Consider the following 13,897-nt stretch of genomic DNA (forward strand, 5'->3'; position numbering starts at 1 on the left):
CGATTGGTGTGATCGATTCCGGGCGGGCCCGAGGCCGCTTCCCCTCACACCCGGCACAGCACCTCACCGTGCGGAACCATGAACCAGCCGTCGCCCTCCTCGCCCCAGGAGCGCCACGCCCCGGCGATCTCCGTGAGCTGCCCGGCGCTCGCATGGCCGCCCGCCACCGCCAGCTCGGCGTAGACCGAGTCCGTCGTACGGTCGGCCCACAGACCGCTCCACCAGGCGCGGCTCTCCGGGGTGGCGAAGCACCAGGCGGCCGCGGTCGGGGTGATGTCGTCGAACCCGGCCTGCCGCGCCCAGGAGAGGAGCCTGCGGCCGGCGTCGGGCTCGCCGCCGTTGCCGCGGGCCACCCGGCCGTACACGTCCTGCCATTCGCCGAGGCCGGGGGTCTCCGGATACCAGGTCATCGCGGCGTAGTCGCTGTCCCGCGCCGCCACCACGCCACCGGGGCGGCAGACCCGCCGCATCTCGCGCAGCGCCTGGACCGGGTCGCCCACGTGCTGGAGCACCTGGTGGGCGTGGACCACGTCGAAGGAGTCGTCGGGGAAGTCCAGGGCGTGCACGTCGGCCACCGCGAACCCGACGTTCTCCAGGCCGCGTCCGGCGGCGACCGCGGCGGCCTGGCCGAGGATCTCCTCGGTGGTGTCCACCGCGGTGACCCGGCCCGGGGCGACCCGTGCGGCCAGATCGGCGGTGATGGTCCCGGGACCGCAGCCGACGTCCAGCACGGCCAGGCCGGGGCGGAGCTCGTCGAGGAGGTACGCCGCCGAGTTGGCGGCGGTCCGCCAGCGGTGCGAGCGCAGGACGGACTCGTGGTGGCCGTGCGTGTACACGGCGGTCTCCTTCGGCATGGCGTGACGCCCTCTCCCTCTCCCGGAAGCCCCGCGCCGGCGGGCGCGGCGAGGGAACCACCGTACGCCGTCATGTCGGATCGTGAGATAGCCGTCTTGCCATGCGGACTTGCGCTCCCGGTGCGTCAGACCGGCATCGGGCAGTAGACGGTCAGCGCCTCGGGCAGCTTGTCGATCGTCAGCTCCGTTCCCGAGCGGGCCACTTCGCCGTCGTACGCGTACGGAGTCCCCGGCGCGAGGCCGCCGATCCGCACCCGGCGCCGCCGCACCGCCGCGTGGGCGGGGGAGCGGGTCAGCGGCCCCGCCACCGCCGCCGCCAGCAGCCGCAACGCGGGAGTCCGGCCCCCGTGCACCACCCTGACGTCCAGCAGCCCGTCCGCCAGGTTGTGGCGGCGGCCCGGGGCGGGGCCCACCCGCTGGAAGAGTCCGTTGCCGACGAAAAGCAGCCACAACGGGCGCCTGCGCCCTTGGAGTTCGGCCTCCAGGGGCTGCCGCCCGCGCAGCACGTGGAAGGCCGCGAGCACGCCGGCCGGCCAGCCGCCGATCCGCGGCGACCAGTGCTCCCGGGTCCGCACCAGCTCCGGATAGACCCCCAGCGAGAAGGCGTTGAGGAAGTACCCGTCCGCCCCCTCCGCACCCCTGGGCCCCGGCCGGAAACGGCCGAGGTCCACCCGGATGGCATCGCCCGCGGTGAGGGCGGCGGCCGTCTCGTGGACGGTCTCGATGCCCAGGTCGTAGGCGAAGTGGTTCAGCGTGCCGCCGGGGAAGACCGCCAGCGGCATCCCGTGCGTCGCCGCCACGGAGGCCGCCAGATTCACCGTGCCGTCACCCCCGCAGACCCCCAGCGCCCGACCCCGGCCCGCCGCCTTCTCCAACGCGGCCGACAGCTCCTGGGGAGGCACCTCCACCACCTCCGCCGCGGGCAGCGCCTCGCGCACCAGCGAGGCGGTCGCGGTCGCCGTTCCCGACGCCTGGTTCACCACCACGACGAGGTCCTTCCCGGCGGGCAGCGCCGGGGCCTCGCCCGGCGGGCGGCCGGGGGCGGGCAGCTGGCCCCGGGTGGGCACCACCCCGCGCAGCGCGAACGCGGCCCCGACGCCGAGCGCCGCACCCGCCAGCACATCGCTCGGATAGTGCACCCCGGTGTACACGCGGGAGGCGGCCACGGCCACCGCGACCGGGGCCACGACCGCGCCCCAGCCCTTGGACTCCAGGGCCACCCCGGTGGCGAAGGCCGCCGCCGACGCCGCGTGGCCGGACGGGAAGGAGGTGGTGATCGGCTGCCGCTTGAGCTGCCGCACCACCGGCACCAGGTCCGCTATCGGCCGCTCGCGGCGCACCGCGCCCTTGCCGACCGTGTTGATCGCCGCCGAGGCCACGGCGAGGGACGCCACCCCGCGGAGCGCGGCCCGGCGTGAGCGCGCACTGCTGCCGAGGGCCGCGATCCCGGCTGCCGCCCCGAACCAGAGCAGACCGTGGTTGGCGCTCCGGCTCAGCTTCGGCAGCAGCGGATCGGCACCCGGCCAGTGCCGGTCCGCGACGCTCCGGAACACGGCCAGGTCCCGCTCCTGGAGCCAGTCGCGCATCCGGGTGACGGCGGGAGCGGTGGTGTGGACGGTGGGGGGTGACGTTCTCCGTGTGGACATGGATCAGCGAATACCCGGCCGGGTCACGCTGAACCAGCAGGCGCGCTGAGACCCGGGCCACGCACCCCCGCCGACCGGCGCAACGGTCCACGCGGCGACGGCCCCGGAGCGGGCGTGCGACTGGGCGGGCGGGCCGCCCGGAACCTCCGTATAAAGAAGCCAGAGGCTCCCGGCCGAGCAGCGGAGACCATCGGTCCCCAGGAGCCGGGGGCGGACCTGCGGGGGAACGCGGCCGAGTGCTCCCGGCGGCGCGGCGAGGACGCCGAGGCCGTCCGGGGCACGGAGCCGGGGAGCGACGAGCGGCGGAGGAGGGCCGGATGCCCGGGACCGAGGACCACGCACCCGCGCCCGAGGGCGGAGACCACGCACCCGCGCACGAGAGCGGAGACCACGCACCCGCGCACGACGGCAAGGACCAGGCACCCGCGCACGCGAGCCACGGCCCCGTCCGCTTCGGGCCGCCCGCCCCCGACCCCGGTCTCCCGGTCCTCCCGGAGCTGGCCGCCGTCCTGGCCGCCGCCTCCGGCCGGACCCGACTCGAACCCCCCGGTGGAGGGCCCCGGCTGCGTGAGGCGGCCCGCGGCTACTGGGACCGGCGAGGGCTCCACGGGGCGCCGGGCGGCATCGCCGCCGCCCCCGGCGCCCCACCCCTCCTCCTGGCCCTGATCGGCGCGTACGGCGGCGACCTCCTGATGCCGCGCCCCTGCCCGGCCGCCTGGATGCCGCAGGCCCGCCTGCTCGGCCGCCCCGCCTACCACGTGCCGACCCCGGCCGAATGCGGCGGCGTGCCCGACCCGTACGCCCTGCTGGAGACCGTCCGCCGGGTCCGCGCGGAGGGCGGCCGGCCGAAACTGCTGCTGCTGTCCGTCGTGGACGACCCCACGGCCACCGTCGCCCCGCCGGAGCTGGTCCACGAGGCGTGCGAGGCGGCGGTCGGCGAAGGGCTGCACATCATCAGCGACGAGACCTGGCGCGACACCGTGCACCGGCCCCGCGACACCGTCCTCCTGAGCCCCGCCGAGATGTGCCCGGACGACGTCACGGTGATCGCCGACCTGTCCGGGGCCCTCACCCCGCCGGCCTGGCCGGTCGCCGTCGCCCGCTTCCCGGACACCGCCCGGGCCGCCGTCCGGCACGCCCGCACCCTGGACATCCTCACCGCGCTCGGCGCCCTCGTCGCGACCCCGGTCGCCCACGCGGCGGCCCACGCCCTGGGGGAGCCGGAGCCCGTGCGCGAGCGGATCCGGCGCGCCGCGGAGCTCCACGCCGAGGTCGCCGCCGCCGCCCACCGCGCCGTCCTCGGCTCCGGCGCGCTGGCCCGCCCCCCGCAGGCGGGCCGCCACCTCTACGCCGACCTGGGACCGCTGCGCTCGCGGCTGGCGGGCGTGGGCGTGACGGACTCCATGGAGCTGGAGGAGTACCTCACCGACCGGCTGGGCGCACCGGCCCCGGGCGGACACCGCTTCGGGGACGAGCTGGGCGCCCTGCGCGTACGCCTGGGCACCGGGCCGCTGCTGGGGGCCACGCCGCGGCAGCGGACGGAGTCGCTCACCGCGGCCGAGCCCCTGGAGCTCGCGCACGTGGCGCGGGCGCTGGACCGCTTCGCGGCGGTGTTCGGCGGGCTGCGCTGAGCGCGGTCACGAGGGCTCGGGGCCGAACCGCGACCGCAGCCTGCGCCACACCGCGGGAGCCCCGCTGATCAGCAGCGTCAGGGCGACCGCCGCCACCACCCCCTGCCACGGCTCCGGGAACAGCGAACCGCCCAGGATGCCGATCAACTGGTACGTCGCCGCCCAGGCGAGGCAGGCCGGAACATCGCCCCGGACGAACTGCCGCAACGGCATCCGGCCCAGCAGGCACGCCAGCATCACCGGGATCCGCCCGGCCGGAACGAGCCGGGACAGCACCAGCACCGTCCCGCCGTGCTCCGCCAGCTTCTCCTGCGCCTGGGCCAGCCGCTCCGGCGCGGCCCGGCGGGTGATCGCCTCCAGCCACTTCGAGCCGTTCTTCGACCGCACCCCGCGCTGCCCCAGCCAGTAGAGGCAGACGTCCCCGAGGAACGCGGCGGTCGACGCCGTCAGGAACACGAAGAGCAGGGTGAGCGGCGACGTCTGGTGGAAGGCCACCACCGCCGCCGAACTCACCAGCGCCCCCGTCGGCACCACCGGCACCAGGGACCCGAGCGCCACCAGGGCGAACAGCGTCGGATAGCCGACCGCCTGCTGGGCCGACTCGGTGGGCAGTTCCCGCACCACCTGCTGGATCTCCTGGATCACCGGCCCGCCTCCGGTCTGACCCGCTCGCCGTGGCCCAGCAGATGCACGGCCACCTCGGGCGCGCGCCTCGCCGCGTGCCGTACGAACTCGTCGCCCGGCGCGTGGAACTCGTGCGGGCGCACCCCGTCCAGGCCGATCGGCCAGTACGTTCCGTAGTGCACCGGCACCGCCGACCTCGGCGCCAGCCGGGTCAGCGCCTCCGCGGCGCGGGCCGGGTCCAGATGGCTGTGCCCCAGATAGGGTCCCCAGCCGCCCACCGGAAGCAGGGCCACGTCCACCGGCCCCACCGCGTCGGCCATCCCGTCGAAGAGGCCGGTGTCCCCGGCGAAGTACGTCCGCGCCTCGCCCTCGACCACATAGCCGAGCGCCGGCGTGCGGTGCGGCCCGACCGGCAGCCGCCGCCCGTCGTGCAGGGCGGGGACCGCCCGCACCCGCACCTCGCCGACCCGCACCGTCTCGCCCGGCCGCACCTCGGTGACGTGCAGCCGCCGCATCCGCCGCAGCGCCCGCAGGCCCGGCACGGCCGCGACCGCGCCGCTCGGCACGACCAGCCGGCTGCCGGGAGCCAGCCGGGCCAGCGACGGCAGATGGAGATGGTCGGAGTGCAGATGGGAGACCAGAACCACCTCGGCGACCGCGGCCAGCGGTGGCGGTACCTCGCCCCTGCGCCGCCGCAGATGCGCGAAGCGCCGTACGAACAGGGGGTCGGTCAGCACCCGCACCCCGGAGTCCTCGATCGTGCAGGTGGCATGACCCCACCAGGTGATCTCCACCGGCACTTCCGCCTCCTCGCCCGACGCCCGTGGCCCCGCGACCCCGGGACCCGCGGCCCGCGCGGCCCGGGACCGGGTGCGCTGCCGGTACGAGCCTATGCGCCCCCCGTACCGTCCCGTCGAGCCCCGGAGGCTCCCGCCGCGGTCGATGACCGGCGCCGGCGCTGTGAAAAGCTGAAGGTCAGGCTTCGGACGACCGGGGCCCCGGGCGGAGAGGCACGAGGTGGACCGGCGTGGGTGACGGGAAGTGGCGCACGGCGGGCAGGGCCCTGATGCGGGTGACCGCGGTCTGGGCGGTGTCCACCCTCACCATGCTCGTGCTGGCCGGAGCCCTGCCCGACTTCCAGCTCCAGTCCGACGACGGCGACACCGTCACCAGGACCGCCTTCACCGCCGCCTGGGGCGCGGGCGCCTTCGGCCTCCTGTCGGCCCTGGTCTGGCCCGTCCTCGTCCGCGCCCTGCTCATCGTGCCCGCGCTCGTCCTGGGCGCCCTGGTCTTCTTCCTCAACGGCTCCCTGCTGCTGATAGCGCTGCGCCTCATCCCGGACGGGCGCGGCGACGCCAACCCGGAGACGGCGGTCGTCGTCGCCGCAGTGATGTCCGCCGTCGCCTCCGCCACCTCCACCGCCCTCGCGGTCCGCGACGACGAGGCCTACCGCCGACGGCTGTCCCGGCTCGCCGACCGGCGCCGCCGGCGCGGCAGACCCCCGGGACCGGCCGAACCCGGCCGCGACGGACCGCCCGGCACCGTCTTCCTCCAGCTCGACGGAGTGGGCCACGACGTCCTGGTCAAGGCCGCGGCCGACGGCCTCATGCCCACCGTCGCCGGCTGGCTCGCCGACTCCTCCGGACACCGGCTCACCCCCTGGCGCACCGACTGGTCCAGTCAGACCGGCGCCAGCCAGCTGGCCATCCTGCACGGCAGCAACCACGACGTGCCCGCGTTCCGCTGGTACGAGAAGGAGACCCGCACCGTCATGGTCTCCAGCCGTCCCGCCAGCGCCCTGGAGATGCAGCGCCGGGCCATCGAGCACACCCGCGACGGCGGTCTGCTCACCGTCGACGGCGCGAGCCGGGGCAACCTCTTCAGCGGCGGAGCCGGACAGCTCGCCCTGGTCCTCTCGATGGCCGCCCGGCGCGGCAAGGGCCGCCGCTCCCGCGCCGGATACTTCGCCTACTTCTCCGATCCCGCGAACGCCACCCGCACCGCCCTCTCCTACGCCGCCGAGGTCCTCCGGGAGATCGGCCAGTCGAGCCGGGCCCGCGCCCGGAAGGTCACACCGCGGGTCAAGCGCGGCGGGCTCTACCCCTTCATCCGCGCGTTCGCGACCGTCGTGGAGCGCGACGTGGTCGCCGCCGCCGTCCTCGGCGACATGTTCGCCGGACGCACCGCCGTCTACGCCGACCTCGTGGCCTACGACGAGGTCGCCCACCACTCGGGGCCCCACAGCCGCGACGCGGAGAAGGTCCTCGTACGCCTCGACCGGTCCCTCGCCCTGATCGCCAAGATCGCCGACCACACCCCGCGCGCCTACCGGATCGTGCTCCTCTCCGACCACGGCCAGAGCTCCGGTGAGACGTTCGCGGGACAGTACGGACTCACGCTCAAGGACCTCGTCCGGGCGGGCTGCGGGCTGCCCGTGCCCCGCCGGGCGCAGCGCACCCGCAGCGCGTCCGAGGCCCGCGACGCGGTACGGATCGCCCTGCACCGCCCCGTCGAGGGACAGGAGGCCGAGCACCCGGCCAAGCTCTCCGACCCGATCGTGCTGGCCTCCGGCAACCTCGGACTGATCTCCTTCCCCGACATCGAGGGCCGCGCCTCCCGCGAACAGATCGAGCGCCGCCACCCGGCGCTGCTCTCCACGCTCGCCAACCATCCGGGGATCGGCTTCCTCCTCGTCGGCGACGGCGAGCACGGCTCCGTGGTCCTCGGCCCCGGCGGGGCCGAGGTGCCCGTCGCCGAGCTGACCGACGGCGAGGGCCCGCTCGCGGTCTTCGGCGTCGGGGCGGCCGCCGCGGTACGGCGCACCGATACCTTCCCGCACGTCGCCGACGTGATGGTCAACTCCATGTACGACCCCGCCACCGGGACCGTGCACGCCTTCGAGGAGCAGGTCGGCTCGCACGGCGGCCTCGGCGGCGAACAGTCCCGGCCGTTCCTGCTCTGGCCGCGCGCGCTGACGGACCCGCTCGACATCGTGGCCGCCGAGACCGCGGCGGGCGCGCCCCCGCCGCCGGGCGGCGGCCTGGTGGGCGCCGAGGCGGTGCACCGGGTGCTGACCCGCTGGCTCCAGGAGGCCTCGGGGCCGCAGGTGCCGGTGCGGGCCGAGGGCTTCGGCGGGGCCGGTCTGGCGGACGAGCCGTTCCCGGGCGACGCCCAGGCGCGGGAGGCGCCGGGAGAGACGGCCTGACGGCCCGAGCGTCCCCGGGCGGGCTGTCCGCCGAGGACTCGCGCCGTCCGTCTCCCCGACGGGGTGTCCGCCGCCGGCCCGTACCGGCTGCCGCCGACGGCCGACGGTACGCCGTGCGCTCAGGCCGACTGCCGCCGTACCAGCGTCGGCGGGAACAGCACGGAGGGCGAGGGGCCGCGCGGTTCGCCGATCTGCTTCAACAGCAGCCGGGCCATCTCCGCGGCCATCTCCTCCACCGGCTGCCGCACCGTGGTCAGGGGCGGGTCGCAGGCGGCAGCCGCGCTGCTGTCGTCGAAGCCGACCACCGCCACGTCGGACGGCACATCGCGCCCGGCCCGGAGCAGGACCGGGAGCGCGCCCAGGGCCATCAGGTCGGAGGCGATGAAGACCCCGTCGAGGTCGGGGCGGTCCGCCAGCAGCCGCCGCATCGCCGCGGCCCCGCCCAGATGCGTGAAGTCCCCCTCGGCACAGGCCACGTCGTCGATGCCGTGGGCGGCGACGGCCTCCAGGAAACCGGTCAGCCGCACCTGTCCCGCGGGCATGTCCTGGGGGCCCGAGATCGTGCCGATGCGCCGTCGCCCCAGCGCGGCCAGGTGGTCGGCCGCCAGCCGCGCCCCGGCGTGCTGGTCCACCTCCACATAGGCCAGCGGGGACGGACGGTGGGGGCGGCCGGCGAGCACGGCGGGCATCCTGGTGTCCTGGAGCAGACCGGGCAGCGGGTCGTCGGCGTGCGTGGTGATCAGCACGACCCCGTCGACGTGGCCGTGGCGCAGGTAGGAGAGCAACTGGCTCCGGGACGCCTCGTCGTCGGCCAGCATCACGACCATCTGGATGCCCGCCGGGCGCAGCACTTCCAACAGCCCGCTGACGACCCGCCCGAAGTACGGGTCGGAGAACATCCGGCCGACGAACGGCTCGGACATCGGCCGCCGTTCCCGCTCCGAGACCACCAGGGCCACCGAGTCGGTGCGCCGTGTCACCAGCGAGCGGGCGGCCCGGTTGGGCACGTAACCGGTGGTCGCCACCGCCTCCTCGACCACGGTGCGCAGGGCGGGGTCCACCGTGGTCGCCCCGTTGATCACCCGGGACACCGTCGCCCGTGACACACCGGCCACGGCCGCCACGTCCTCCAAGGTCGCGGGGCGTACGGGCTGCGGCACTTCGGCTGTCATGCAGCCCTTTATACCCGCAGGCCGGCCGCCCCGTTCAGCCGAGGGCCCGCACCGCTCCCGGCAGCCGTTCCAGCTCGGCGAGGAAGGTCTCGCGCGCCGTCACGAGGGCGCGGGCCAGTTCGCGGGCGTCCGCCCGGCCGCCCGCGGTGGTCTCGGAGCGCGACACCCGCGCGGAGTGGCGCAGATGGTCCCGGATCCGCGCGAGGACCAGCCGGTCGAACGCGGGCCCCTCGGCGGCGTGGGCGGCCGACAGGTCCTGTCCGGTCACCATGCCGGGCATGTCGTGCCCGGCGTGCACATCGGTGAGCGGCAGCCCCATACGGGTCAACAGGGCACGCAGGCGTTCGAGTTCGGACTCGTGGCCGGTGCGCAGCCGTACCGCGAAGGCGCGCACCCGCGGTTCGGACGCCCGCTCGGCGGCGAGCGTCAAAAGCTTCACCGCCTGCTGGTTCATGGGGGTCATCAGCTGGACCCAGCCGATGTCGGTGGGGGTGGCGGACACGGTGGAGGACGGCGTGGGGGAGACGGCCGGAGCGGACCGCCGCGCCGGGGCGTTGCGGGGCGCGGGATCCGCCGCCGACGAGCAGCCGGCCGCACCGGCGAGCCCCACCGCGAGCAGCAGGCCGACGGCTGTGGCCCGGTGGAGCGCCGGGGAGTCCAAGGGGTTCATGGGCCGTCCTCGTACGGGAGGGGAGGGCGTCCGCCCCGGAGCAGGGCCCCGGGGCGGACGCGCAGCGGTGGACAGCGGGTCGGACGGCCGGTCAGGGCTTGCCGTCGAAGCCGCACTTGACGATGGCGTTGATGCAGTCGCGGACGCGCTGCGCCATCTCTGCCTCGGGCCACACGTTGAAGAAGTCGCCGTGCATCGTGTAGCCGGGGCCGGACGCCAGCCGGAAGCGGGCCGGGTCGCCGTTCACCGGATAGCGCAGCACCTGCCGGAGCTTGGGCACCGGCACCGGGTGGGTGGACGGGCAGTTCCCGGCCACGGGGTAGGCCATGTGGCTCTTGTGGTCGGCCGAGTCGAGGTCCTTGCCGTTCCAGCACTGGGGGAAGTCCAGGTAGGACTCCATCATCGTGCCGGGCGGACAGTTGACGAAGTTCTGCGAGGGGTTCACCTCGCCCGCGTGCAGGCACGACCAGCGGGCGATTGTGTTGTCCTGCGGGCCGGTCGCCTTCGCGTTGCCCGCCACGATGCGCAGGCCCTTGGGGAGGGGCTGGATCCGGCGGATGACGTCGTCGCTCACGCCCTCGCCCAGGTAGTAGAACGTGGTTCCGGTGGGCTCCACCGCCCTGTCGCCGTCGTAGAGCGTGGGCACCCAGTACGACGACAGGTCGGTCTCGGGGGCGCACGAGGTCCGGCCCCGTTCCAGGGAGGCCAGGTCGGAGCCGGCGTGCGTGGTGTCGTTGCCGAAGAAGCTGTGCATGTGGGAGGCGCCCGGCAGCCCGGGGAAGACGATCGGGTCGTCGGGGGCCCGGTGGGTGTACGGGCATTCCGCGAGGAACTCGGCCACCCGCACCACGTCGGCGGCGGCCTTCGGCGCGGTTTCGGCGGCGGCCCGCTCGGCCGCCGCGTTGCCCACGTTGGCCTGGAGGAAGGAGAGGGCGAGGGCGGCCGCGGCGAGTCCGGCGATTCTGTACCGCCAGGGCGGCAGGGATCGTTGGCGGCGGTGATCGGGGTTGCGTCGGTGGCGGAAGAGCACGGCACTCCTGTCGGGGGAAGTGGGGGATTCCTGGGATCATGCGAGAGAGCGCTCTCTTGAAGGGAACGTAGAATTGCCCCGTGGGACTGTCAAGAGAATGCGCAGCCTCGGCAAAGATGCTCTCTGGAAGGCGAGTTGAGGCTCCAAGAGTGGGAGAGCGCTCTCCTTCTTCGGTGCTGAAGCGGGACCGGGGGCGTTGTCAGTGGTGGGCGGAAGAATGGTGGCCATGACGAACTCAGCTGCTGTGCTCGCCGATGCCGCCGCCTACGCCGCCGCGGTGGAGGAGGCCTCCCTCGCCGCCGCCGCGTACTACGCCACGGGCGAGAGCGCGCTGGACGACGACGCCTACGACCGGCTCGCGCGCGGCATAGCCGCGTACGAGGCGGACCACCCGGAGGAGGTGCTCGCCGACTCCCCGACGGGCAAGGTCGCGGGCGGGGCCGCCGTCGGCGACGTGCCGCACACGGTCCCCATGCTCTCGTTGGACAACGTGTTCTCGGCGGAGCAGTTCGTCACCTGGACCGCTTCGCTGGAGCGCCGGATCGGCAGGCCGGTGACCGCCTGGAGCGTGGAGCCCAAGCTCGACGGCCTGGCCGTCGCCGCGCGCTACCGGGACGGCCGGTTCGAGCGCCTCATCACCCGGGGCGACGGCACCGCCGGTGAGGACGTCTCGCACGCGGCCGGCGCCGTCGTCGGCCTGCCGGAGCGGCTCGCCGAACCGGTCACCATCGAGGTGCGCGGCGAGATCCTCATGACGAACGAGCAGTTCGCACAGGGCAACGCGATCCGCACGGAACACGGCGGCGCCCCCTTCGCCAACCCGCGCAACGGGGCGGCGGGGACCCTGCGCGCCAAGGACCGCGCCTACCGGGTGGAGACCACCTTCTTCGCCTACGGCGCCCTGCCGCTGCCCGATTCCGGGGAGCTGGGCGAGGCCCTCGCCGAACTGCCCCACAGCGAGGTCCTGGCGTACGTGGCCGGTCTCGGCGTGCACACCGCCGCGGGCACCGCCGTCGCGCCGCTCCGGGCCACCACGGTCGAGGAGGTCCAGGCGCGGGTGGACGGGATAGGCGCCCTGCGCGCCGCACTGCCGTTCGGTATCGACGGGATCGTGATCAAGGCCGATCTGGCGGCCGACCAGCAGGAGGCCGGCTCCGGCACCCGCGCGCCCCGCTGGGCCGTCGCCTACAAGCTGCCCGCCGTGGAGAAGATCACCCGCCTGCTGGCCGTCGAGTGGAACGTCGGGCGCACGGGCATCATCGCCCCCCGCGCCGTCCTGGAACCGGTGGAGATCGACGGCTCCACCGTCGGCTACGCCACCCTGCACAACCCCGCCGACATCACCCGCCGCGACCTGCGGCTGGGGGACCAGGTCATGGTCTACAAGGCCGGCGACATCATCCCGCGCATCGAGGCCCCCGTGGTGCACCTGCGCACCGGCGACGAGACGCCCATCGCCTTCCCCGAGAGCTGCCCGCAGTGCGGCTCGGAGATCGACGCGAGCGAACAGCGCTGGCGCTGCACCCGGGGCCGCGACTGCCGTCTGGTCGCCTCCGTCTCCTACGCGGCGGGGCGCGATCAGCTCGACATCGAGGGCCTCGGTTCCACCCGGGTCGTCCAGCTCGTCGACGCGGGCCTCGTCGCGGACTTCGCGGACCTGTTCACTCTGCGGCGGGAGCAGTTGCTCGCGCTCGACCGGATGGGGGAGACCTCCACGGACAACCTCCTGGCGGCCATCGAAACCGCCCGGACCAGGCCGCTGTCCCGCGTCTTCTGCGCCCTCGGCGTACGGGGCACGGGGCGTTCCATGTCGCGCCGCATCGCGCGCCACTTCGCCACGATGGACCGGATCGTCGCCGCCGACGCGGAGTCGCTCCAGCGGGTCGACGGCATCGGCAAGGAGAAGGCGGCAGCGGTGGTGGCCGAGCTGGTGGAGCTGGCGCCGCTGATCGGCAAGCTCGTCGCGGCCGGGGTGTCCATGACGGAGCCCGGAGCGACCCCGCCCCCGGACCCCGGGACGGAGGAGGCGGCTGCCCCCGCGACGGCGGACGCGGGCGCGCCCGGCGGCGACGCCGCGACGGGCTCGGCGCTGCCCCTGGCGGGGATGACCGTGGTGGTCACGGGCGCGATGTCCGGTGCGCTGGAGAAGCTGTCGCGCAACCAGATGAACGAGCTGATCGAGCGGGCGGGCGGCAAGTCGTCCTCCAGCGTCTCCCGGCGCACGACTCTGCTGGTGGCCGGGGAGAAGGCCGGATCCAAGCGTGCCAAGGCGGAGGACCTGGGGGTCAGGATCGCGGTGCCGGAGGAGTTCGCGGAGCTGGTCGGCGCCTTCCTGACGGCGGGGGAGGAGGCCTGAGCCGGGTCGGCGGCCGGGCGCACCGCCGCGGTGTGCCTGTGAATCAGTGAGGAAGTGGCGTTCCACCACCCCGTATTGCATAGTGAGGGCTCGGTCGTGCCTCGCTATCAGTGGGCCGATGGGTGCGTGGGCGGCTGCGACGGGCGGCCGGGGGTGAGGGACGATGCGTTCTGTGCACGACGGACAGCGACCGGGTCGCGCCGTCCCGCCGTCGTCCGACGACGCGGACGCGGGCCGGACGTCTCCCGTTTCCGGGGGACCCGGAACCCCCGACGGGCTGCACGGACGCCGAGTGCCTCATGGGCTCCAAGGGCTCACAGCGTTCGAGGGGCACCACGGGCCTCAGGGGCACCCCGGGCCTCAGGGACTTCAGGGGCTTCATGGGCCTCAGGGGTCCGGCCGAGCGGCACCTGCCCGTACCGTCACCGCTCCGATCGTTCCCGCCCCGGCCACCGCTCTCCCCGCCCCTTCGGTTCCGGCCGTTCGCGGCCCGCTCACTTCCGCGCCCGGCGAGCGGCGAGGGCCGCTCCGCCCGGGGGCGGGCCCATGGGGGAAGGGCCCCGGACCGCTTCGTGACGGAAGCGGCGCCGGGGCATTCGGGGCGGGGCGTTCCCCCTCGGGACTCCGGCCCCGCCACCAGCGGCTGCGCGCACCGGGCGCCCAGGACGCACCGGGCCTCCCGCCGGCCGCCCGGGGGCTCGCCCTGGAC

General features: G+C 75.1%; 10 protein-coding genes. 3 read left to right on the top strand and 7 right to left on the bottom strand.

Translation table 11 applies throughout. From position 1 onward, the window contains the following. Positions 1–44 precede the first annotated feature (44 nt). Both DTB53_RS11890 and DTB53_RS11895 read right to left on the bottom strand, forming a co-directional pair. On the bottom strand, positions 45–854 hold the full coding sequence (locus tag DTB53_RS11890) for a class I SAM-dependent methyltransferase (protein WP_003965044.1): 810 nt from the start codon (positions 852–854) through the stop codon (positions 45–47). A gap of 125 nt (positions 855–979) precedes the next feature. Beyond that, positions 980–2,440 (bottom strand): bifunctional phosphatase PAP2/diacylglycerol kinase family protein, encoded by a 1,461-nt coding sequence (locus DTB53_RS11895; protein WP_003965043.1) that lies wholly within the window; start codon positions 2,438–2,440, stop codon positions 980–982. Positions 2,441–2,817: 377 nt separating this feature from the next. Here DTB53_RS11895 and DTB53_RS11900 point away from each other — a divergent pair, with 377 nt between their 5' ends. Then, positions 2,818–4,131 carry an aminotransferase class I/II-fold pyridoxal phosphate-dependent enzyme gene (locus DTB53_RS11900; RefSeq protein ID WP_012378331.1) on the top strand — a complete coding sequence of 438 codons (1,314 nt, stop codon included), beginning with the start codon at positions 2,818–2,820 and terminating at the stop codon, positions 4,129–4,131. A gap of 6 nt (positions 4,132–4,137) precedes the next feature. Here the strand turns inward: DTB53_RS11900 and DTB53_RS11905 are convergent, their stop codons facing one another. Together DTB53_RS11905 and DTB53_RS11910 are read right to left on the bottom strand one after the other, a co-directional pair. Beyond that, complete coding sequence (locus DTB53_RS11905; protein ID WP_003965041.1) at positions 4,138–4,776, bottom strand: DedA family protein; 639 nt, start codon at positions 4,774–4,776, stop codon at positions 4,138–4,140. Further along, the gene (locus DTB53_RS11910) at positions 4,773–5,555 is read right to left on the bottom strand and encodes an MBL fold metallo-hydrolase (protein WP_003965039.1); all 783 of its coding nucleotides are present in this window, start codon (positions 5,553–5,555) and stop codon (positions 4,773–4,775) included. Before DTB53_RS11910 ends, DTB53_RS11905 begins: the two co-directional genes overlap by 4 nt. Positions 5,556–5,782: 227 nt before the next feature. Here DTB53_RS11910 and DTB53_RS11915 point away from each other — a divergent pair, with 227 nt between their 5' ends. Then, positions 5,783–7,960: a phage holin family protein gene (locus tag DTB53_RS11915; RefSeq protein WP_003965037.1), complete on the top strand. Its 2,178-nt coding sequence runs from the start codon at positions 5,783–5,785 to the stop codon at positions 7,958–7,960. A gap of 119 nt (positions 7,961–8,079) precedes the next feature. Here the strand turns inward: DTB53_RS11915 and DTB53_RS11920 are convergent, their stop codons facing one another. The 3 genes from DTB53_RS11920 to DTB53_RS11930 all read right to left on the bottom strand — a co-directional run bounded on the left by DTB53_RS11920 (position 8,080) and on the right by DTB53_RS11930 (position 10,832). Beyond that, entirely contained in the window at positions 8,080–9,132 is a 1,053-nt protein-coding gene (locus DTB53_RS11920) for a LacI family DNA-binding transcriptional regulator (protein WP_003965036.1), read from the bottom strand. Between the two features lie 34 nt (positions 9,133–9,166). Next, entirely contained in the window at positions 9,167–9,802 is a 636-nt protein-coding gene (locus tag DTB53_RS11925; protein WP_012378330.1) for a DUF305 domain-containing protein, read from the bottom strand. A 91-nt stretch (positions 9,803–9,893) separates the two neighbouring features. Continuing rightward, positions 9,894–10,832, bottom strand: coding sequence for a DUF1996 domain-containing protein (locus DTB53_RS11930; protein WP_003965034.1), 939 nt, complete (start codon positions 10,830–10,832; stop codon positions 9,894–9,896). Positions 10,833–11,049: 217 nt separating this feature from the next. Between DTB53_RS11930 and ligA the strand changes: the two genes are divergently transcribed. After that, on the top strand, positions 11,050–13,188 hold the full coding sequence (ligA, locus tag DTB53_RS11935; RefSeq protein ID WP_042495692.1) for an NAD-dependent DNA ligase LigA: 2,139 nt from the start codon (positions 11,050–11,052) through the stop codon (positions 13,186–13,188). The last annotated feature ends 709 nt before the right edge of the window (positions 13,189–13,897 follow it).

Source organism: Streptomyces griseus (genome assembly GCF_900460065.1).
In the GTDB taxonomy this organism is placed as follows: Bacteria; Actinomycetota; Actinomycetes; order Streptomycetales; family Streptomycetaceae; genus Streptomyces; species Streptomyces griseus.